This window comes from Flavobacterium sp. (genome assembly GCF_031423415.1).
GTDB lineage: Bacteria > Bacteroidota > Bacteroidia > Flavobacteriales > Flavobacteriaceae > Flavobacterium.
The window spans coordinates 1-23,133 of sequence record NZ_JANPFL010000193.1 but is presented as its reverse complement, the minus strand read 5'-3'; the positions used below and the strand labels follow the sequence as shown (position 1 = coordinate 23,133).

Below are 23,133 nucleotides of genomic sequence, written 5' to 3'. Positions count from 1 at the left end.
CTCTTAAAACTTCAATATTTGAAAAAATATTTTTCTAAATTTCAAATATTGAGTTCTACAAAGAACACTAAAAAACAAGCAAAACAGTTGAAATGCTTATAAATAGTAGCTTTTCAAGTTTTTATCGGACAACAATGGTTTAAAATGGTCTTTGTTAATCAAACAAATCCGAGGATAAATAGCGATCGCCTCGGTCACAAATGATGGCAACAATCACTCCAGATTCTAATTGCTCGGCCAGTTTTAGTGCAACTGTAACTGAACCTCCGCTGCTCATTCCTGCAAAAACTCCTTCTTCGAGTGCCAATCTTTTGGTCATGGCACGTGCTTCTTCTTCAGAAACTTCCATAATAGTATCCACTTTTGAAGCGTCAAATATTTTGGGCAAATATTCCTTAGGCCATTTTCGGATTCCCGGAATTTGAGAACCATCGCTGGGTTGTGCGCCAACGATTTGGATACTAGGATTTTTTTCTTTCAGATAAGTCGAAGTCCCAATTATAGTTCCAGTAGTTCCCATTGCCGAAACAAAATGGGTAACTGTTCCGTGAGTGTCTCTCCAAATTTCTGGTCCTGTAGTTTTGTAATGGGCTTTCCAATTGTCCTCATTGGCAAACTGGTTGAGCATCACATAACCGCCTTCGGCTACTTTTTTATCGGCATAATCTCGCGAGCCAATAATACCTTCTTTTGCAGGCGTTAGAATTACTTTTGCGCCATAAGCGCGCATCGTTTGAGTGCGTTCTTTGGTAGAATCTTCGGGAAGAATAAGTTCAATTTCTATGTTTAATAATTTGGCAATCATCGCCAAGGCAATGCCAGTATTTCCGCTGGTGGCTTCTATCAGTTTATCTCCTTTTTTTATATCTCCTCTTTCTAATGCAGAAACAATCATGTTGTAAGCAGGACGATCTTTTAAACTGCCACCAGGATTGTTGCCTTCCAATTTTAAAAACAGTTTTACGTTCTTGTTTTTATTAATATTTCGGGCTTCGACTAATGGCGTATTTCCAATGAGTTTTAATATATCTTGCGTATTCATTCTATTTTAGCTCTTTAATTTTTACTTCTGTGATAGTGGTATTTGTTACAATTGATTTTGGTGGAATCGATTTGGTAATCCAAGTATTGCCTCCAATAATGCTGTTTTTTCCAATAACTGTTTCGCCTCCTAAAATGGTAGCATTAGCATAAATGCACACATTTTTTTCAACAGTAGGATGTCTTTTGGTGCTTTTCATGTCTTTGCTCACACTTAGTGCGCCCAAAGTAACACCTTGGTATAATTTCACGTGTTTTTCGATGATGGTGGTTTCACCAATAACAATTCCGGTGGCGTGATCAATAAAAAATGGAGATTCAATTTCGGCGCCAGCGTGAATATCGGTTCCTGTGATTCGATGGGCATATTCGCTCATTAACCTTGAGAAAAGCAACATATCGAGCAAGTATAATTCGTGACTCAGTCTGTAAATGGCAATCGCGTAAAATCCCGGATAAGCCAAATAAACTTCTTCAATACTATTCGAAGCCGGGTCATTTTCTAAGATGTAAGCGGCATCCTGATTCAATTTTTCTAAAACTGAAGGCAGTTTTTCCAGAAATTGTTCCCAAATGCCTTCACAGATTCCTTCGGGTTTTTTGCAAGCAATTTTGGCAATTTCCTTGAATAGCTTTTCAAGCTCGTCTATGCTTTGGGGTAAAGGAGCTTTGGCATCAAACAAGGTATAAAAAAGTTTTTCAGTAAAGGCTTCCGTCTTAGTCTTAATTCCATAATTGATGGAAGAATGACTTTTTAGGGCTGAAATAGTGTTTATAATCTGGTCTTTAATCACAATAATAAAATTCAATTGTTAATAGAAAAGGTAAAAGTAAGGTGTTTTTAGAAATTGGGGCAAAAATTGGTGAATAATTTTATCAAATGGGTCATCAGCTGTTTCGATTTTTTTACATTGAATGAAATAAAGTGCTAGCAGTTATTGTTTTTATCGCAATTGATTTTATACTTTCTGAAGTTAGCCGGTTAACAGAGATTTAAGTTAACTACATTTTTGGGTTATAAACAGTACTATCCCTTATTTAAAAATAACGGCATTGTATAAGATTTATATAAATAACTTCAATTATACCCCAATACCAAATAGACTCAAAAGCAAAAAAAAATGGTTGCCAATTTCTTGACAACCACTTCTTAGTACACTGTACTTTGAACTATTTAATAATTAGTTTTCAATTCTACTCTACGGTTTTTAGCTTTGCCTAGTGCAGTAGTGTTTGGTGCAACTGGTTTGGATTCTCCAAAACCAATACCTGTTAATCTAGCCTCGTCAATTCCTTTACTGATTAAATATCTTTTAACAGAATCAGAACGTTTTTGTGACAAAGTCATGTTATATTCGTCTTTACCCACACTGTCTGTATGTCCTTCAATAGTCAATTTAGCTTCTGGATATTTGTTTAAAATTAAGGTTAATGCGTCCAATTGTGAAAGTGAAGCTACTTTTAATTTATCTGAATTGTTTTCGAAGAAAATTTTGCTACCAATGTAGGTTATTTTTACAATATCAGCTTTCGTGATTTCTGGGCAACCATTGTTTGCGGCAGTTCCTTTAGCATTCGGACATTTATCATCCTTATCTGCTATACCATCTCCGTCAGTATCAGGACAGCCATTGAGTGCCATAATTCCAGCTACGTCTGGGCAACGATCTAAATCATCTGTTACACCATCTTTATCGCTATCCATTGGGCAACCTTTGCTGTCTACTTTCGTACCTGCTGTAGTATTGACACATTGATCATCCTTATCGGATACGCCATCTCCGTCTGTATCAGGACAACCATTAAGTGCCATTGTTCCTGCTTGGTCTGGACATTGGTCTTTTGAATCTTCAACACCATCATTGTCTTTATCAGGACAACCGTTTAGCATTTTTGACCCAGCAATGTCTGGGCAATTGTCTAAATAATCTGCAACTCCATCTCCATCTTTATCCACTGGACATCCCATTTTATCTACGACAACTCCAATCGGTGTGTCAGGGCATTTATCCTTTTTGTCTGATACACCATCTTGATCAGTATCAACAGAGTTACCCATATTGAAAGTCAAGCCCGCCATATGCGTTACGTAAGAATCTTTTTTGCTCATTTTACCACCAGCATTGTCAACGCCATCGCGTCCATCGTGGTTTGAAAATAAAAATGTTTCTTGCAGATTCAACATAATAACTGGACTAAGTCTGATGTTGATACCCGCACCAGTTGATGGCAACATAAAATCATAGGCTTTTTTATGAAAATGAAGTTGGCTATCAAATAGAATGGCTCCTGCACCTGCAAACACATAAGGTCTGATTATGTATTCTGGCGCCACGATATTGAAACGTAAATTAATAGAGGCCGCATTAAAATCAGATCTAAAACCTGCAGTTGTGCCATTATGATAACCAAGAGTTCCTTTTGATAACAATAAATTGACATCAAATAATTTGCCTAGATACCTAGAGACTGACAAGCCACCAAAACCATATATGGAATTATCGGTTTTGTACCAATCGCGACCTAAATCACCACTATATTGAGTCACACCCGAGTGCAAGCCTATATTCCACTTTTTATCCTCTGTTTGTGCTCTAGAAGTAAAGGTAAAAGCGATACCAATACACAGAAATAATAATTTTTTCATAAGATTTTTTAGTTAAATTAATTTGGTGTAAAGGTCTGCTAGGAATAAAAGATTTTTGTTACATAACTATTTTTAAAAGTTACATTATTCACGTACTAAAGTATAGCAATAGTAAAAATCGTCTTGTCTCACTGTTATAGATTTGCTATTAAAATAATTACTGAAGTCATATGCATTTTTATTCAACCTTAAAGACACGATTTGCCACAAAAACTTCTATTTTTTTGGCTTCTACTGGAAATGTTGTGCAGTTTTTAACCATATAGTTTTTAGTGTAGCTACATAGATTTAATTGTAGAAAGCTTCACTTTTACATAGTTGACATAGCTACTATGTGCAAAATGTATTTTCTATGACAATCTTTTTAACAATTTTAACAGCGATTCTATGTGGTTTAAATTTATCTCAAGATTGTTTTCACACAAAAGCCAGTATAACCTTCTTTTGTAATTGTTGCTGACGCGATTGAATTTTAGTTAATATTTCCAGTTCTATCGAAATGCTTGTTTATTTTTTATTAATTTGCAACAATAAATTTATATAATGAAAAATCAATCTTTACAAGCCCTACTTCAATTGGCTTTATTAGTAGTTACATTGAATATTTGGTCACAGGAAAATTCGAAAAAGCAGATTTCTAAATACAGTTACCAAGAAACTTTTGCGCCTTTTTTTTATACTAAAAACGGAACGAATACGCGCTCGGCTAGTGGTCAGCCTGGATTTGAATATTGGCAAAACAGAGCAGATTATCAGTTGACTGCAAAATTAGATGAGGTAAACAATCAAATTTCAGGAACCAGTATTATTTCGTATACTAATAATAGCCCTGATAAATTGTCTTTTTTGTGGATGAATTTAGACCAAAATTTATTTAAAGATGATTCCCGGGGAAATGCTGTAATACCTATAACAGGCAGTAGGAATGGTGCTCAAGGTCAAATTTTTGATGGAGGTTTTAAAATTACATCAGTAAAAATTTTAGTTTTAAGTAAAGGGATTGCTACGGAAAAAGACGTAAAATATGTAATTGAGGATACCCGAATGCAGGTGTTTCTGCCTCAAGAGTTAAATTCAAAAGGGGGAAATATTAAAATTAAAATCGATTTTTCTTTTATTTCTCCAAATGAAGGTTCAGACCGAATGGGAATATTAGGAACAAAATATGGTAAGATTTTTACAGTAGCGCAATGGTATCCTAGAATGTGTGTTTATGATGATATTCAAGGATGGAATACTAATGCTTATCAGGGAGCTTCAGAGTTTTACCTAGAATATGGTGATTTTGATGTTACTATTACAGCACCATCCAATCATTTTGTGGTTTGTTCGGGTGAATTGATTAATGCTAATGAAGTCTACTCAGCGGAACAACAGAAACGATGGGCGCAAGCCTCTAAAAATGATCAAACGATTGTAATACGTTCTGCCGAAGAAGTAAAAAACACTTCCAATACTGTTGCAAACTCAACTAAAATTTGGCATTTTAAAATTAAGAATGCTCGAGATGTTTCTTGGGCATCTTCGCAAGCGTTTATTTTAGATGCGGCAAGAATAAATTTGCCAAGCGGGAAAAAAGCAATGGCAATTTCTGCTTATCCTATTGAAAGTGATGGAAATTCGGGTTGGGGTCGATCTACGGAATATACTAAAACTTCTATCGAAAATTATTCAAAAAGATGGTTTGAATATCCTTATCCTGTGGCTACAAATGTGGCAGGAATTGTTGGTGGAATGGAGTATCCTGGTATTGTTTTTTGCAGTTACAAAGACAAAAATGCTGATTTGTGGGGTGTTACTGATCACGAATTTGGACACATTTGGTTTCCTATGATTGTGGGGTCTAATGAACGCTTATTTGCTTGGATGGATGAAGGATTTAATACTTTTATTAATTCCTTAAGTGCTGCAGATTTTAATAAAGGAGAGTACAAAACAAAAACCGCTGATTTGCACGGTATTGCTGAAAAATATACCAACCCCAAATTGGAAGCAATAATGAGCTCTCCAGATACTATGAAAGAAATCAATATTGGCACTTTAGGATATTCAAAACCAGGAGCAGGATTGGAAATTTTGCGCGAACAGATTTTGGGTCCAGAACGATTTGATTTTGCTTTTAGAACTTATGTAGCCCGCTGGGCGTACAAGCATCCAGCGCCTGATGACTTTTTTAGAACTATGGAAAATGCTGCTGGTGAAGATTTAAGTTGGTTTTGGCGCGCTTGGTTTGTCAATAATTGGCGTTTCGATCAAGGAATTAATTCGGTTAACTATGTTGATAATAATCCAAAGTTAGGAGCTTTAATAAACATTGAAAATTTTGAAAAAATGGCAATGCCCGTAATTATGGACGTCAAAACAAAGAGTGGAAAAATAACTCGAATCAAATTGCCAGTAGAAATTTGGCAAAAGAATGTAGATTGGACTTTCAAGCACAATTCTACCGAAGAAATAGAAAGTATCATTATTGACCCCGACCACGTTTTTCCAGATTGTAATGAAGGTAATAATACTTGGAAATCAGGTAAATAATTAAAAGTAAAAATCGCAGATTTGAAAATTATAGTCTAATTTAAAATCTGCGATTATTTTTAGTATACTAACCCGTTGGGTGCAATTAATAAAATACTCAATTTTTAACGAAATGTAAAAATTTCAACACATAGAAACATAGTAAAAAGAGTTTGATAAACCAATTGCTTCGCCTGCCTGCCTGTCGGCAGACAGGTTCGTCCCGATAATTATCGGGACTCGGGTCTTGGTTCCACAAAGCTATGATTCGCTATCAAAAAGTGAAACGTCTTAAAAAAACAATAAAAAACTATGTTTCTATGTGTTGAAAAAAATATAAATTGAAATACACGCAACGGGTTATACTATTTTATTTCTTGGATTCGTTGACCAATCTTTTCAAAATAGCCCATTGTTTTAGCGCATCTCTAGCTTCAATTGCGGGATAACCTAACAAAGTAACTCCAGCAGGAACGTCTTTTGTCACACCTGAACCTCCACCTATAATTGATCGATCGCCAATGGTTACGTGATCTGTAATAGAAGCGCTTCCGCCAATGAGAACGCCATTTCCAAGAGTTACCGAGCCAGCCAAACCACTTTGTCCTGCCATAATGCAAAATTTCCCTAATCTACTATTATGACCTATTTGGATTAAATTATCAATCTTGCAACCGTCGCTCAAAACGGTAGAACTAAATTTTCCTCTATCTACACAAGAATTTGCACCAATTTCAACACCGTTACCAATTACCACATTTCCAATTTGTGGAATTTTGACTAATCCTCTTTCGGGACAAGGACGAAATCCAAAACCATCGGCTCCAATGGTCGCATTGGGATGAATGATACAGTCGTTACCAATATGACAACGCTCTCTGACTACTGCACCTGGCCAGATGATCGTGTTTTTTCCAATAGTACATTCGTCAAGAATGGTAACATTGGGATAAATAGTAACGTTTTCGCCAAGTTGAACCTTCGGGCCAATATAACATCCAGCACCAATTCTCGTTCCGTTTGCTATAATCGCAGTGGCATCAATAATGGCGTTGGGATGAATTTCTGTATGGAATAATGGAGTAGGAGGAGCAAACAGTTCTAAAACTTGTGACATCGCCAAATCGGCATTTTGTACTTTGATAAATGCCCGGTTTTCTCCTGGTTCAATCGAAATATTTTCGTTGACAACCGCAGCACACGCTTTAGAAGTTTCCCAATATTTCTCGTATTTTTTGTTTCCAATAAAAGAAATTTCGGAAGTACTGGCAAGTTCTAATTGTTCTGGAGCAGTTATTTTTATGGAAGTATCGCCAACAATTGTGCCTTTTAGAACTTCGTTTATTTCTTGAATGGAGTAAGTCATCTGTAAATTTTTGAGATAGATTAGAATTTTCGCTATCAAATAAAATGAATTTACATCTAAAATCCTAATGAATTATGAAGAACCAAGCTATATTCGATCTGCTAATTAAATTAAATGATTAGCAATTGATTTGTCTATCGTATCATTCATTTTTTAGGATTGTGGAATTCATTGTAAACAAAAGACCTAACAGATTATTAAAACCTGTTAGGTCTGAAATATCATTAAAATTGTCTTTTATTTATACAATTTCTTGTAATATTCATCCACCATTCTAGCAGAATCAAAATACGGAACCACTTGTTTCATACTAGTTTCAACTAAATCCCACCATTTTTTTGGAGTGTCATAATATAACGGAAGGATTTCATTTTCCAGCATTTCGTATAGATTATTCAAATCCATTTCATCCTGCAAATAGGTTGGTAAATTATGATCGACAATAGGCAATACAAAAGAATTTTGGGTTTTATTCAAATCTTTAAACTCCCGAACCCAGCCATCATTTGTCGAAAAATTAACTGCTCCATTCATAGCTGCCGTCATTCCAGATGTTCCTGAAGCTTCTCTGGTAACTCTTGGATTGTTCAACCAAACATCGGCGCCTTCTTTTAACTGACGCGATAATTTCAATTCATGTCCGGTAAGAACCGCCATGTTTTTGATATTTTTACTAATATGAGTCAGATTGTCAAAGTTATGAATCGCACCATAATCCATTGGATAGGGTTTTCCAGCAAAAATAATTTGTACCGGTTGGTCTCTGTTTTCTAGTAATTTAATGAAACGATTATAATCTCTTGTGATTAAATCAGGTCTTTTATAATCGGCGAAACGTCGTGCCCACACAATGGTAAAAATAGCAGGGTCAAATAATTTTCCGGTTTGATCAGCAACCACATCAAAAAGCTTTGTTTTTAATCTCGTTTTTCTTTTGATTAACGCTGCTCTGTCCTTGTTTTGAAAGGCTTCGTCTAACCACGCATCAGCCCAATATTTCTTGTTTTGAGCATTGGTAATATGAATAATCGGGCAAATTCCAGGAAAATCTTTCCACATATCGCGAGAAACTTCTCCGTGTAGTTTTGAAACGCCATTAGCAATATGACTCAATCGAAGCCCAACCAAAGTATGATTGAAAGTATCATCCCAAATTCCTGTAATTTCTCTAACTTTTTCCAACGGAATGCCGTCAAAGAAACTCAACGATTCCAATAGGTGAATATTATGCTTTTCGTTTCCAGCTTCTTCAGGAGTATGAGTCGTAAAAACCATTTTTTCTCGGATGGCTTCAACGCTTTTGAATTTATTATACAAATGAAAAACACAAGAAACAGCGTGTGCTTCGTTTAGGTGATAAACATCTGGTTCGTAATCTAATTCATCAAGTAATTTTGCGCCACCAAGGCCTAAAACCATCGTTTGCGCAATTTTCGCTATAGGATCGGAATCATACAAGCGGAAAGTAGTTGATTTTGCTAAATAATCGTTTTCGGGCAAATCAGTCGAAAGGAAAAACATCGGAACAGTACCAAAAGTCTTTGGATTCAAATAATAAGCGGTTACCCAAACATCGGCATTATTGATTTTTATGGTAAATTTTATATTGGTTTCTTCTAAGAAATGGTATATTTTTTCTTGGAAAAGAACGCCCATCGATAGGTCTTCTTTTTTGTATTGGTCGTAATAGCCTTTTTTCCATAGAATACCAATGCCTATTACATTCTGTTGTAAATCATAAGCACTTCTCATGTGAGATCCAGCTAAAAAACCTAAACCTCCCGAATATATTTTCAGGGATTGGTCTATGGCGAATTCCATAGAAAAATACACAGCAGATTTCTTGTATTTTGGATTAAAAGCGTATGGATGTTTATATTTTTCAGGTAGTGTCTTGCTCATTTTTAATTGATTTTTGAATTAATTATAAAGCAAACATACTATTTTTATAAATAACTAGAAAAATATAAAGCGTGAAATTCACTTGAAAAAGTGATAATTTAATATTGATATAAAATAACCACGTTCTAGGAAATACCTCTAAAAACAAACAAACCCGCGAGGTCTTATGTACCTATCGGGTTTAATTTATTAAAACTAATCTAAAATCTAAAATCTGCAATCAAAAATCTGAAATCTATTCCTCCTCTCGCTGTCCCATCATCATCAAAAAGGCTTTCAGGAACGCATCTATTTCCCCATTCATGACGCCATCAACATTACTGGTTTCGTAACCGGTGCGTACGTCTTTAACTAATTTATAAGGTTGCATCACGTAATTTCGGATTTGCGAACCCCATTCTATTTTCATCTTTCCGGCTTCAATATCAGAGCGTTGCTCTTGTTGCTTTTTCAGTTCAATTTCATACAATTGCGATTTCAGCATTTGCATCGCTCGGTTTCTGTTGTCGTGTTGCGATCGTGTTTCGGAGCATTGAATCTGAATTCCAGAGGGTTTATGAACCAATTGAACTTTAGTCTCTACTTTATTCACATTTTGTCCTCCAGCACCACTCGATCGTGCGGTCGTGATTTCAATGTCGGCTGGATTGATTTCAATTTCTATTGTATCATCAACTAACGGATATACATAAACAGATGCAAAAGAGGTATGTCGCTTGGCATTACTGTCAAAAGGAGAAATGCGCACCAATCGATGCACGCCGTTTTCGCCTTTCAAATAGCCAAAAGCATAATCACCTTCAATTTCCAATGTTACTGTTTTTATGCCAGCGGCATCTCCTTCTTGGTAATTCAATTCCCGCAATTTGTAACCCGATTTTTCGGCCCACATCATATACATTCGCATCAACATTGAAGCCCAGTCACAACTTTCTGTTCCACCAGCTCCGGCCGTAATTTGTAACACCGCACTCAAACTATCACCTTCATCCGAAAGCATATTTTTGAATTCTATAGCTTCAATATGGTTTTGGGTCAGCGTGTATTGCTCATCCAATTCTTCCACTGTAAGCTCGCCTTCCTTGTAGAATTCATAAGCAAGTTGCAACTCGTCAGTCATTTCGACCGCTTTGTTGTAATCTTCAATCCATTTTTTCTTAGAACGGAGTGTTTTTACATAGATTTCGGCTTCCTTCGCATTGTTCCAAAAATCAGGAGCCAAAGTTTTTTCTTCTTCGTTCGTAATCTCGATTAGCTTGGCATCAACGTCAAAGATACCTCCTCAACGCACCAAGGCGCTCTACAATACCTTTTATTTGTTCGGTAGTTGTCATAAATTATAGTAATTTTGTGCCACAAAAGTAGAAAAAATATTGGTAGGGACAAGTTGCGACTTGTCCGTAACTCATAAATAAAAAAATGGAAATTAATTTAGTAAGCGATACCGTAACTAAACCTACGCAAGAAATGTTGCGAGCAATGTTTAAAGCCGAAGTCGGTGACGATGTCTATAAACAAGATCCAACCGTAATTGAACTAGAAGCCAAAGTAGCCAAAATGTTCGGGATGGAAGCCGCACTCTTTTTTCCTTCGGGAACGATGGCAAATCAAACGGCAATCAAACTCCATACACAACCCGGAGAGCAATTAATTGCCGATAAATGGGCGCACGTTTATAATTATGAAGGTGGTGGTGCCTCCTTTAACAGCGGTGTATCCTGTTGTTTATTAGACGGAAATCGCGGAATGATTACAGCCGAACAAGTCGCTGGATCAATCAATAATCCTGAATTTTATCACAGTCCGTTGACGAGTTTGGTTTGTGTAGAAAACACAACCAACAAGGGTGGCGGTGCTTGTTATGATTTTGAAGAATTCAAAAAAATTAGAAAAGTTTGTGATGCCAATAATTTAAAATTTCACCTAGATGGCGCTAGAATTTGGAATGCATTAGTAGCTACAAATGACAATCCATCAGCTTATGGAAAAGTATTTCATACGATTTCTGTTTGCTTGTCCAAGGGATTGGGCGCACCAATTGGTTCACTCTTAGTATCTGATAAAGCAACCATTCACAGAGCTTTGCGCATCCGAAAAATTCTAGGTGGTGGAATGCGACAAGTAGGCTATTTGGCGGCAGCTGGAATTTATGCCTTGGACAACCACATCGAAAGATTGTCAGAAGATCACCGTCGCGCTAAGGAAATAGGAGCCGTTTTAGCAAAACAAAATTGGGTTGCTACGGTAGAACCCGTAGAAACCAATATTTTGATTTTCTCGCTTCAACCGCATATTGATGAAGCTGTTCTAATAGAAAAATTAAAACAAAAAGGAATTTCGATAAGTTCAATGGGACACGGAAAATTAAGAATTGTGACACATCTTGATTATCGTGAAGTGATGCATACCTATGTTTTAGAAACGTTGGAGAAGTTGTAATAGTTATGAGTTAAGAGTTATGAGTCTGGACAACACTTAACTCCCAACTCTTAACGCCTAGCATCAAGCTATTTTTTCATTTCTTCCAGCATTGCAATTATTTTATCCAATTTTTCTACATCCAATTTGTTTAGGATTAAGGTTAAGGCTTCAATTTCAAGTTTTGCATCGATATTGGTTTGATAATCAGCCTGAGCTTGCATTCTGTCTCTTTCGCTTTGTCGGTTTTGCGACATCATAATAATTGGCGCGGCATAAGCAGCTTGTGTCGAGAAAAGAAGATTAAGCAAGATAAAGGGATATACATCCCAATGATAAAAAAATCCAATAATATTTAGTGTCATCCAAAGAATTACCAAAACAGTTTGAACGATAATAAATTTCCAAGAACCCATCCCTGTTGCTACTGCATCTGCTAAACGGCTTCCGAAGTTTAATGTTTCAGTGTGTTTTTCGTGCCAGTTTATAGGATTTCTCATTTTGTTCATTTTAGGAATAATTTTTTACTTAAACATTTCATCCATTCCCGGAATCATCGGCATATCTACTTTGGCGACAGCATCCAGTTCAGCTTGATTTACTTTTGAAGCTTTTTCGCTGGCTTTGTTCAAAGTTACAATTAAATAATCTTCTAATTGCTCTTTGTCTTCCAATAAAGAATCAGCTATGGAGATGGATTTTAGTTTTCCGTTAGCCGTGAAAGTCACTTTCAATGCGCCGTCATTACTTTGTTCGTCAATTAAAACAGAGTCCAAACGCAGTTTCGTTTCTTCTATTTTTCGTTGGGTTTCTTTCAATTTACCCATCATTCCCATTAAATCCATTGTTGTGTTTTTTTTAAATTATTCGAATGTAAAATTACTATATTGCAAACTGATATTCAATTAAATTTTTAATGAAAAATAGATTCATTTTAAGTTGTCTTTGTGTTATTTTTGTAACCTATCCAACAAAAGCGAAAGCTCAAAATATGCCAGAAAAACTCCAACCGCCAGTCGCAAAAATAGTTCCAAAAAAATTGGAGAAATTTGCTGATGTGAGAATTGACAATTATTTTTGGTTGAATGACAGAGAAAACCCAGAAGTTATTGATTATCTCAATCAAGAGAATACGTATTATGAAAAAATGACGGCTCATACCAAGGGTTTTCAAAAGGAATTGTTTGAGGAAATGAAGAGCAGAATCAAGGAAGATGACGAGTCGGTTCCTTATTTGTACAGTGGTTATTACTACATTACCCGATTTGAAACGGGAAAAGATTATCCTATTTATTCGAGAAAAAAGGAAAGCCTTTCGGCCAAAGAGGAAATTTTGTTCGATTGTAATGCATTGGCAAAAGGAAAATCCTATTTTCAATTGGGCGGTTTAAGCATCAGTCCAGACAATAAATTGGCGGTTTTTAGTATTGATGTAATTGGTAGAAGAATATATGATATTCAAATAAAAGACTTGGAAACTGGTAAAATCCTTTCCGATAAAATAGAAAAAGTATCTGGAAATGCCGTTTGGGCCAATGATAACAAGACGATCTTTTATTCGAGTCAAGATGAAGTGACCTTGCGTTCTGACAAAATTTTCAAGCATAAATTGGGTACAAATCAATCCGATGATGTTTTAGTGTATTTTGAAAAAGACGAAACTTATAATGTGGAGGTGGCTAAATCCAAGTCCAGAAAATACCTGGCAATAGAATCCGGAAGCACTTTGACCACCGAATATAGAATATTGGAAGCTGATAATCCCGACGGAAAATTTAGGGTTTTCCAGAAACGTGTTCGAGGTATGGAGTACAGCATCAACCATTATGGAGACAGTTTTTACATCATGACCAATAAGGATAAAGCCACGAATTTCAAGTTGATGAAAACTTTGGAAGTAGCCACTTCCAAAGAGAATTGGACAGAAGTTGTTGCACATCGTGAAGATGTTTTATTGGAAGATATCGAAATTTTTAAAGATTTTTTGGTTTTAGAAGAACGATCAAATGGACTGAATAAAATTCGAATTATGCCGTGGAGCGGCGAAGGGGAATATTATTTGCCTTTCGAAAGCGAAACCTATACCGCTTACACGGGAACCAATGTAGATTTCGATACCGATATTTTGCGTTATTCTTATCAATCGATGACCACGCCTTCCTCGGTGATTGATTTCAATATGAAAACAAAAACCAAGGAAATTAAGAAAGAGCAGCAGGTTTTGGGTGGAAAATTCGATAAAAATAATTATACTGAGGAGCGAATTTGGGCTGCTGCAAAAGACGGAACCAAGATTCCTATTTCAATGGTTTACAGTAAAACATTGAAAAAAGACGGCCAGAATCCGTTGTTGTTATATGCTTATGGTTCGTACGGACATTCTATGGATGCCACGTTTTCTTCAACAAGACTGACATTGCTCGACAGAGGATTTGTTTTTGCAATAGCACACATTCGTGGTGGCGAAGATCTAGGAAGACAATGGTATGAAGACGGCAAATTGCTAAAAAAGAAAAATACGTTTACTGATTTTATTGATTGTTCCAAATTTGTAATTGAACAAAAATACACTTCCCCCGAACATTTATATGCCGAAGGAGGTTCTGCAGGAGGATTATTGATGGGTGCAATTGTGAATTTAGCACCAGAATTATACAACGGAATCATTGCACAAGTGCCTTTTGTGGATGTTATTACAACAATGTTAGACGAAAATATTCCACTTACGACTGGAGAATATGACGAATGGGGAAATCCAAATGTTAAAAAATATTACAATTATATGGTATCTTATTCACCATATGATAATGTTAAAAAACAAAGGTATCCCAATATGTATGTTTCTACAGGATTGCACGATTCACAGGTACAGTACTGGGAACCAGCTAAATGGGTAGCTAAATTAAGGATTATGAAGACAGATGATTCCCAGTTATTTCTCGATACCAATATGGATGCAGGTCACGGAGGAGCGTCGGGAAGGTTTGAAGCCATTAAGGAATTGGCTAAAGAATATAGTTTTTTATTAGATTTAGAAAAAATTGAAAAGTAATTAGAATATTTTTGTTAAATTTGCAAAGATTTAAGGTTGAATGAAAAAGAGTCCTTGATTAACTATTTTTTTATGAAAGAAGAAATAAATGCTTATAGTACTGTTTTAGAATTAATAGGCAACACGCCGCTTATTAAATTAAATAAAGTTACCCAAAAATTAGAAGGAAATTTTTACGCAAAAGTAGAAGCTTTTAATCCAGGTCATTCCACAAAAGATAGAATTGCTTTATTCATTATCGAAGAAGCCGAAAAGCGTGGAATTCTTAGTCCAGGTGATACGATCATAGAAACTACATCGGGAAATACAGGTTTTAGTTTAGCAATGGTAAGTATTATTAAAGGTTATAACTGCATTTTGGCTGTTACTTCTAAATCTTCAAAAGATAAAATAGATATGTTGCGTGCATTGGGAGCGAAAGTTTATGTATGTCCCGCACATGTTTCCGCCGACGACGAGCGTTCATATTACAATGTTGCCAAACGTTTGCACGAAGAAACCAAAGGTTCAGTTTACATCAATCAATACTTTAATCAACTCAATGTTGATGCACACTACAAATCTACTGGACCTGAAATTTGGCAACAAACTAATGGTAAAATCACTCACCTTATTGCGTGTAGCGGAACAGGGGGAACTATTTCTGGAACTGCAAAATACTTGAAAGAACAAAATCCAAATATTAGAATTTTAGGTGTAGATGCATTTGGTTCTGTATTAAAAAAATACCACGAAACTAAAGAATTCGATAATAAAGAAATTTATCCTTACAGAATTGAAGGTTTGGGAAAAAACTTGATTCCATCGGCGACTGATTTTGATATTATCGATAAGTTTATGAAAGTTACCGATGAGGAAAGTGCACACGCTACTAGAGAACTAGCTAAAATTGAAGGCTTGTTTGTTGGTTATACATCTGGCGCAGTACTGCAAGCCATAAAGCAATATGCCGAAGAAGGTGAGTTTGACGAAAATAGTAATGTGATTGCTATTTTTCCTGACCACGGTTCTCGTTATATGAGCAAAGTATTTAGTGATGTCTGGATGAACGAACAGGGATTCTTTGACAGCATCAACGAAGAAGAAGCGCAAAAGATAGAATTTATAAAGTAGGTATTAAGTACAAAGAATTAAGTATTAAGACATAAAAAACTCCATTTTAGTTGTACTAAAACGGAGTTTTTTTATGCTTTACAACAGTCTGAAATCTGTAATCTAAAATCTGCAATCTGTTTACTCTTCCATAGTATGATACACGTTCATCACGTCATCATCTTCCTCTATTTTCTCGATTAGTTTCTCAACGTCAGCCATTTCTGCTTCTGAAAGTTTTTTTGTAATTTGAGGAATACGCTCGAAACCAGAAGAAAGAATTTCTATTTTTCTGTTTTCTAATTCTTTTTGGATAGTTCCAAAGCTACTAAAAGGTGCATAAATTAAAATTCCGTCTTCGTCTTCAAAAACTTCTTCAGCACCAAAATCTATTAATTCTAATTCTAATTCCTCAGGATCAATTTCGCCAGCTGGAATTCTGAAGTTGCAAGTATGATCAAACATAAATTCAACTGAACCTTGAGTTCCCATCGTTCCATTGCATTTGTTGAAGTAACTGCGAACATTGGCAACGGTTCTATTATTATTATCGGTTGCTGTTTCTACTAGAATTGCAATTCCGTGTGGTGCATATCCTTCAAACAATACTTCTTTATAGTTTGCTGTGTCTTTATCAGTGGCTTTTTTGATGGCGCGTTCCACGTTTTCTTTTGGCATATTCACTGCCTTTGAATTTTGGATTACCGCTCTTAATCTTGAGTTAGCTTCAGGATTTGGTCCACCTTCCTTTACGGCCATTACAATATCTTTTCCAATTCTGGTAAATGCTTTGGCCATAGCTGACCAACGTTTCATTTTTCTTCCTTTTCTGAACTCAAACGCTCTTCCCATTACTATATATTATTTTTTGAACTGCAAAAATACAGTTATTAGTTATTTTTTCAAATGTTTTATGGATCAATTATTTTCCAAAATTAGTAATATCATTGAGTATTGCAACAACTTCTTCGACGTACGGATTGGTTTTTAGTTCTTTAATTTTATAGTCATTTATTTCTAGCTGATAGTTATCAAATTTTAATTTTTCAGCATCGTAGGAACTATTAGAAATGGAACAACTATTTTTAGTTGCAACGATTTTTTTTACTTTTTTCCATAAAGAACTTATTTCCTGTATATCATTAAATACATCTTCAAAAGTTATCAGAAGCGGTTTTTTCGGGTTGTTGTATAGTGCATTTATTTCGTTGTTTACCAAAATAATTTCATTGAACAGGGCATTATTTTTTATCCGTAAATTACTATGTTCGATTATGGTTGGATAATAATCTTTTCGGAAAGGCGTAAATCTAAGTTTCGGATGGATTTCATCATATTTCAAGGCAGTTTTATAGCTTATTTCACGAGGAACGATGCTATCATAAAGTATAGGTAAAGCAATGTCAGGAATAATTCCTTTTATTTGATTGCTATCACCAGTAATTCGGTAAAATTTCTCTACGGTGAGTTTTACAAAATCTTGATTATTTTCATCCAAAGGTAAAATAGTTTGCATCGAAGCTTTGCCTAATGATTTGCTTCCGACAATCATTGCCCGATTATAATCCTGCATTGCGGCCGAAAAAAATTCGCTTGCCGATGCTGAATTTCCATTAATTAAAATGACAATTGGACCATAATAAACACTCCCACGATTATAATCTTTTAGAATAGTTTGCTTGCTTTTACTATTTACCAAAATAGAAACTGGACCATAATCGATAAACATTCCGGCTAATTTTATGGCTTCTTCCATAGAACCTCCACCGTTGTCTTGAAGATCAATTACTAATCCTTGAATGTTGTCTTGTTTGAGTTTTACAATTTCTTTGGCAACATCATCAGCGCAACCTTGAGGACTGAACCCATCAAAATTGGAGTAGAAATTGGGGATTTTAAGATAACCAATTTTAATTTCTCTTTCAATAATATAGCTTGATACCGCATTTTCGGTAGCTTTCATGATTTGTTTTTTGAGTAAGATATCGATGATATTTCCGTTTTTTTTCTGAATCGTCATTTCGATGGTTTCATTGGAATCAGAAAAAATTAATTCTCCAATTTTATCTAATGAAGTACAGGAAACTAAATAATCTATGCCATTTTTATTGGAAACTTTTAGAACAACATCGCCTTTTTCAAATTTATTTGTTCGAGCTGCTGGTCCACCAGGAACAACTCCGTCTACAATAATTTCTTCTTTTTCATTGAGAGTAACATTCAGTCCTAACGATAACCCACTTGTGGTTAAACTTGACATAAAACCTGATCGAGCATCTTGAGAAAAGAAATTAGTGTGCGGATCAAAATAGCTGCAAAAAATATTCAGAAAATCATTTTGAAGATCATAGCCAATTCCTTTTTTGTTTTCTAGAATGTTATTGATTTTGCATAAATTAGATTCAAATATTTTTTCTTTTGCTATTTTTTCGAGTTTTGCAAAATTCAGGTCAAGCGAATCCAAATTGTTACTCAATTTCGAAATATTTTCTAGAACGTCAAATTTCATTCTTTTTTTCCAAACTCGTTCGAAATCGGTTGCTGCTAAGTCAAAAGGAAAACTTTTTTTCGAGAATTTAACCGTGTCTTTACCGTTGTAATCGAGTACTTCAACCCTAATTTTCTCGAGTGTTTTTTTCTTTCTATCTAAAGCAAATTGATACATCGAAACAAAATCATCCATAAAGGAACAATCGTTTTGCTGAATATAGTTGTCGAATTGAAGCCTATGTTTGCAGAGTTTTTCGTATTCTAGTTTGGTAAATAAGTTTCGGTTGCCATCTAAACGATCTATAAAAGTGTCAAAAACATACACCGATAAACTGTCGTCAATAGGTTTTGGACGGAAATGTTCGAGTTGGATTAACGTATTTATTTTGGAAAGTAATTCACAAGTTTTGGCACTATTTTGACCCAATAGTGAAAATGTTGTCAAGAAGATTAGGACTGATAATTCCCTCATTTATGAGTTTATTAATTGCAACTTAAGATATAATTACCGCAGATTCTCAAATTATAGATATAGCTTTGATGGGTTTAATTTGCGAATTTGCAGTTAATTTTTTTCGAACATAGAGATTCTTATTTCTTATAAAAAGGCAATTTTACCACTTTCGCCATTACCTCATTTTTTCTAATTTTAATGAAAATCTCGCTATCAATTGCACCGTTTTCGGTGGTAACATAACCCATTCCAATACCAACATTCATAGATGGTGACATCGTTCCCGAAGTTACGATTCCTATGGTTTTGCCACTAGCATCCACAATTTCATAATCATGTCTTGGTACAGCGCGTTCTTGCATTTCGAAAGCGACTAATTTCTTTGAAACACCTGTCTCTTTTTGTTTTTTCAAGTTCTCGGAATTGGTAAATTCTTTGGTGAATTTGGTAATCCAACCCAAACCAGCTTCAATAGGAGAAGTCGTATCGTTGATGTCGTTTCCGTATAAACAAAACCCCATTTCCAGACGCAAAGTATCACGAGCTGCCAAACCAATTGGCTTGATTCCGAAAGCTGCGCCAGCTTCAAAAACTTTGTTCCAGATTTGTTCCACTTCTGAATTTTTACAATAAATCTCGAAACCGCCAGAACCTGTGTAACCTGTTGCTGAGATAATCACATGTTCTATTCCTGCAAAATCACCTACTTCAAAATGATAATAGTGTATTGCCGATAAATCAACCGAAGTTAAAGATTGCATAGCTTCAACGGCTTTTGGACCTTGTATAGCCAATAGCGAATAATCATCGGATAGGTTTTTCATTTCAACTCCCAAATCGTTCTGAGACGAAATCCAATCCCAATCTTTATCTATATTCGATGCGTTTACAACTAGTAAATATTGCTCGTCTTTTATTTTGTAAACTAATAAATCATCTACAATTCCGCCATCATTGTTAGGCAAACAAGAATATTGAGCCCGACCGTTTGTTAAAGTGGCAGCATCATTCGAAGTTACTTTTTGAATTAAAGCCAAGGCATTGAGTCCTGTCAATAAAAATTCGCCCATATGCGAAACATCAAAAACGCCCACGCTGTTGCGAACTACTTCGTGTTCAGCATTGACACCTTCGTATAAAATTGGCATATTGTATCCAGCAAACGGCAGTATTTTGGCTCCTAAACTTTCGTGTATGTGAGTTAGCGCAGTATTTTTCATTGTAGAGGTATATAAAATTTGAAGTGGCTAATGTATTGATTTTTTGTGTAGTGGCAAAGGAGACAATTACTGAATTCAGAAGAAAACAATATGTTCTCCGTGTAAGGTTTCGGACTTTCTATTTTAAATAAACCATTACGTTCCGATAGCCTTCGGAACGTGCTGGTTTAAAATAGTTTAAATTGTATTTGAAAATAATATTTTAAGAATTGCTTCATTTTGAAATAGCCAAAGTAGGTCGGAATAAAAGATCATTAAGAAAATTTCCAACTAGGCGCTTTCGTCGAACATAATTTCGGCTGAACTCCCTATTTTATGTAAAAGTTTCTCTTTTAGTAATGTAAAGTAGAAAGAAGAACCTTCGCCTTCGATGCTTTCTACCCATATTTCGCCATCATTTTTTTCTAAAAATCCTTTTACCAATAACAATCCAATTCCTGCACCTTTATCCTTTTTTCTTGTTTCTGACAGCGTTTTCATTTGCGGTGAAAAAAGTTTTGCCATTATTTCTTTCGACATTCCAATACCGGTATCCTTAACCTGAACTATAATTTTGTCCTCTTTACTTTTTGCCGAGACCGTAATCGTGCCTCCTTTCCCAGTATGTTTGATAGCGTTTGAAACGATATTTTGAATGATTGAAATCAACATTTTACCATCTGCAAATACAGAAAAATTTTCTTCAATTTCGTGATGAAGATTTATTGCGTTTATTGAAGCGGTCTCGTTTAAGGTTTCAAAGACTTTATTAATGTATTCTGTTAGTTGTAATTGTGTTGGAGAAAAAACATCGGATGCGTATTTTATTCTTGCCCATTCTACTAAATAATCTAACATGTCTAATTCATCGATCGATGATTTATAAATGAGTTCAAGCATTTCCTGAACAACTTCAGGTTTCATCGTACGGAAATTTTCTTTTAAATATTTTGCAGTTCCAATGATTCCCGAAAGCGGACTTCTTAAATCGTGGGAGACTATTGCCAAAACACTTTCTTTATGGGTATTGAGTTCTTCCAGTTCTCTAACATATTTTTTTATCGCATCCTCTGATTGCTTCCTTTCAGTCAAGTCACGTAAAATCTTAACATATCCCAACATCTCTCCGTTTAAACCAATAAGTGGAAAAACCAATCCATAGGCGTAAAAAACACTTTTATCTTTAGCAATATGCCATCTATTATCGGTTGCTCTGCCTTCTTTTAATGCTGTTTCAATTTCTTTTTTCGGAATACCATTTTTTAGATCGTCTTCCGTGAAAATGACATCAAAAGGTGCTCCTATAACTTCATCGGTTTCGTAACCAAATATTTTTGTCGAGCCAGAACTCCAACTATTGATGATAAAATCATTGTCAATCGTAAAAATGGAATAATCTTGTAAACTGTCGATGATTTGACTGTAAAATTCGGTAGTAGGGATGTATTTATTTTTAAGAATTCTAGGATTGTGAGGTAAGTTTTCCATTGAAATTATTTTAAAAAACAGGTTTAATTACCAAGTACTGCTTAACGTTATGACGTTTAACACTATCTTTTGCAGGATCCCATTTCATTACTAACAAATGTAATCAAATAGTACCGAAGGATAAGTATTTATGGTATTTATTATAAAGTAGCCTTTTCATTTGGAGAAATTTCATCCTTTTTTATATGGTAAAGAAGTAAACGATTAATCCAACTAGTTTTACAATGTCCGACCGTTGGCACAAAGAAATCTTCTGCGTAATATTGATCTATGGTTTTTTAATTATCGGCAAGTTGCATCTTAGAAATATTTTTTGTGTGTCTCATCAAATGCTGTTTTAGACCATAATTTCTTTATCAATCTAAGAATGAAACGCATTACTTTTTGTTAAAAGCTATAGAATCGACTTTGTATTTTATCAGTGCCCGTTTTAATAACGGTAAAATGTATTTCTATAGTTTAGCAAAGGTTTTGCCAAAAACTTTGCGAACTTTGCGGTAAAATTAAATCGAATGAAAATAAACTTAAAAAACGGCATCGATAAACTCCTTTTCGGAATGAAACAAAACGATGTTGTCGCCTTGTACGGCAAACCCAATCGCAATTACAAGGACGAAGACGGCAACCTGATTTTTGCCTACAATACGCTCAAAATGCGTTTGACGTTCTATCAAGAAGAAGATTTGAAACTGGGTTATATTGTGGCTTCAAGCCCTGATTTGGAATTATTGGGCAATACAATAATTGGCAAGACTATCAACGAGGTCAAAAAAGAATTAGTCGCAAAAGCGATTACCAAATTCACGCAAGAAGATTTCGATACGTTCGAAAACTTTTTCAACGAAGAGAATTGGTTCATTCTGCAAACGGAGTTTGATGAAGTGGTGAAATTTGAACTAGGTGCCATCATCAATGCCAAGGATGAGTTTGATTGGAAGTTTGGGAAGAAATAAGTTCGTTTTGTGTTGATTAGGACACGGATGACGCAGATTTGCTGCGCAAAGACACGGATAAAAACTGATTTTTTATTAAATTGATTGAGACTATTATTTAACCCGTTGGGTGTAATTCAATTTATATTTTTTTCAACATATAGAAACATAGTTTTTTATTTTTTTTTAAGACGTTTCACTTTTTGATAGTGAATCATAGCTTTGTGGAACCAAGACCCGAGTACGTCGTAGCAAACGAACCTGTCTGCCGACAGGCGAACAGGCGAAGCAATTGGTCTATCAAACTATTTTTACTATGTTTCTATGTGTTGAATTTTTTGCATTTCGTTAAAGAGTATTTTATTAATTGCACCCAACGGGTTATTGTTTATAATAATTAGCATTTTTTATATACTCTATTTTAAATCATTGTTGTCCGATAAAAACTTGAAAAGCTACTATTTATAAGCATTTCAACTGTTTTGCTTGTTTTTTAGTGTTCTTTGTAGAACTCAATATTTGAAATTTAGAAAAATAT

Annotated in this window: 17 protein-coding genes; 5 read left to right on the top strand and 12 right to left on the bottom strand. The window is 35.1% G+C overall.

The window, feature by feature from the left end:
• Positions 1 to 154: 154 nt before the first annotated feature.
• The 3 genes from cysM to RMO83_RS16385 form a co-directional block, all read right to left on the bottom strand.
• Positions 155 to 1,042, bottom strand: coding sequence for a cysteine synthase CysM (cysM, locus tag RMO83_RS16395; RefSeq protein WP_310560778.1), 888 nt, complete (start codon positions 1,040 to 1,042; stop codon positions 155 to 157).
• 1 nt (position 1,043) lies between these two features.
• Complete coding sequence (gene epsC / locus RMO83_RS16390; RefSeq protein WP_310560780.1) at positions 1,044 to 1,835, bottom strand: serine O-acetyltransferase EpsC; 792 nt, start codon at positions 1,833 to 1,835, stop codon at positions 1,044 to 1,046.
• A gap of 380 nt (positions 1,836 to 2,215) precedes the next feature.
• The gene (locus RMO83_RS16385; protein ID WP_310560777.1) at positions 2,216 to 3,688 is read right to left on the bottom strand and encodes an OmpA family protein; all 1,473 of its coding nucleotides are present in this window, start codon (positions 3,686 to 3,688) and stop codon (positions 2,216 to 2,218) included.
• Positions 3,689 to 4,231: 543 nt separating this feature from the next.
• Between RMO83_RS16385 and RMO83_RS16380 the strand changes: the two genes are divergently transcribed.
• Positions 4,232 to 6,223, top strand: a complete 1,992-nt coding sequence (locus RMO83_RS16380) for a M1 family metallopeptidase (RefSeq protein WP_310560776.1) — start codon at positions 4,232 to 4,234, stop codon at positions 6,221 to 6,223.
• Between the two features lie 349 nt (positions 6,224 to 6,572).
• On the opposite strand, the gene lpxD is transcribed toward RMO83_RS16380, so the two are convergent.
• The 3 genes from lpxD to prfB all read right to left on the bottom strand — a co-directional run bounded on the left by lpxD (position 6,573) and on the right by prfB (position 10,804).
• Positions 6,573 to 7,568 (bottom strand): UDP-3-O-(3-hydroxymyristoyl)glucosamine N-acyltransferase, encoded by a 996-nt coding sequence (lpxD, locus tag RMO83_RS16375; RefSeq protein ID WP_310560775.1) that lies wholly within the window; start codon positions 7,566 to 7,568, stop codon positions 6,573 to 6,575.
• Positions 7,569 to 7,805: 237 nt separating this feature from the next.
• Positions 7,806 to 9,470 carry an alpha-glucan family phosphorylase gene (gene glgP / locus RMO83_RS16370; protein WP_310560774.1) on the bottom strand — a complete coding sequence of 555 codons (1,665 nt, stop codon included), beginning with the start codon at positions 9,468 to 9,470 and terminating at the stop codon, positions 7,806 to 7,808.
• Positions 9,471 to 9,705: 235 nt separating this feature from the next.
• Positions 9,706 to 10,804, bottom strand: a protein-coding gene (gene prfB / locus RMO83_RS16365; RefSeq protein ID WP_310560773.1) for a peptide chain release factor 2 whose coding sequence is annotated in 2 segments (ribosomal slippage) — positions 9,706 to 10,740 and positions 10,742 to 10,804 — 1,098 coding nt in all. Because the reading frame shifts where the segments join, the coding sequence is not laid out codon by codon here.
• Between the two features lie 85 nt (positions 10,805 to 10,889).
• Here prfB and RMO83_RS16360 point away from each other — a divergent pair.
• Entirely contained in the window at positions 10,890 to 11,909 is a 1,020-nt protein-coding gene (locus RMO83_RS16360) for a GntG family PLP-dependent aldolase (protein ID WP_310560772.1), read from the top strand.
• 68 nt (positions 11,910 to 11,977) lie between these two features.
• On the opposite strand, the gene RMO83_RS16355 is transcribed toward RMO83_RS16360, so the two are convergent.
• Both RMO83_RS16355 and RMO83_RS16350 read right to left on the bottom strand, forming a co-directional pair.
• Entirely contained in the window at positions 11,978 to 12,388 is a 411-nt protein-coding gene (locus tag RMO83_RS16355) for a DUF1003 domain-containing protein (protein ID WP_310560771.1), read from the bottom strand.
• Positions 12,389 to 12,412: 24 nt separating this feature from the next.
• Positions 12,413 to 12,733, bottom strand: a complete 321-nt coding sequence (locus tag RMO83_RS16350; protein ID WP_310560770.1) for a YbaB/EbfC family nucleoid-associated protein — start codon at positions 12,731 to 12,733, stop codon at positions 12,413 to 12,415.
• Positions 12,734 to 12,879: 146 nt separating this feature from the next.
• On the opposite strand from RMO83_RS16350, the gene RMO83_RS16345 reads away from it, so the two are divergent.
• Both RMO83_RS16345 and RMO83_RS16340 read left to right on the top strand, forming a co-directional pair.
• A complete protein-coding gene (locus tag RMO83_RS16345) occupies positions 12,880 to 14,940 on the top strand; it encodes a S9 family peptidase (RefSeq protein ID WP_310560779.1) in 2,061 nt (686 codons plus the stop codon).
• A gap of 72 nt (positions 14,941 to 15,012) precedes the next feature.
• A complete protein-coding gene (locus RMO83_RS16340) occupies positions 15,013 to 16,053 on the top strand; it encodes a cysteine synthase family protein (protein WP_310560769.1) in 1,041 nt (346 codons plus the stop codon).
• 120 nt (positions 16,054 to 16,173) lie between these two features.
• Here RMO83_RS16340 and RMO83_RS16335 read toward each other — a convergent pair whose 3' ends face one another.
• From RMO83_RS16335 to RMO83_RS16320, 4 genes are all read right to left on the bottom strand, one after another.
• Positions 16,174 to 16,884, bottom strand: coding sequence for a YebC/PmpR family DNA-binding transcriptional regulator (locus RMO83_RS16335; RefSeq protein WP_310560768.1), 711 nt, complete (start codon positions 16,882 to 16,884; stop codon positions 16,174 to 16,176).
• Positions 16,885 to 16,954: 70 nt separating this feature from the next.
• Positions 16,955 to 18,994 carry a S41 family peptidase gene (locus RMO83_RS16330; RefSeq protein ID WP_310560767.1) on the bottom strand — a complete coding sequence of 680 codons (2,040 nt, stop codon included), beginning with the start codon at positions 18,992 to 18,994 and terminating at the stop codon, positions 16,955 to 16,957.
• A 119-nt stretch (positions 18,995 to 19,113) separates the two neighbouring features.
• Positions 19,114 to 20,196 (bottom strand): glycine cleavage system aminomethyltransferase GcvT, encoded by a 1,083-nt coding sequence (gene gcvT, locus RMO83_RS16325; protein WP_310560766.1) that lies wholly within the window; start codon positions 20,194 to 20,196, stop codon positions 19,114 to 19,116.
• Positions 20,197 to 20,466: 270 nt separating this feature from the next.
• Complete coding sequence (locus RMO83_RS16320) at positions 20,467 to 21,663, bottom strand: PAS domain-containing sensor histidine kinase (RefSeq protein WP_310560765.1); 1,197 nt, start codon at positions 21,661 to 21,663, stop codon at positions 20,467 to 20,469.
• A gap of 512 nt (positions 21,664 to 22,175) precedes the next feature.
• Between RMO83_RS16320 and RMO83_RS16315 the strand changes: the two genes are divergently transcribed.
• On the top strand, positions 22,176 to 22,616 hold the full coding sequence (locus RMO83_RS16315; protein ID WP_310560764.1) for a hypothetical protein: 441 nt from the start codon (positions 22,176 to 22,178) through the stop codon (positions 22,614 to 22,616).
• The last annotated feature ends 517 nt before the right edge of the window (positions 22,617 to 23,133 follow it).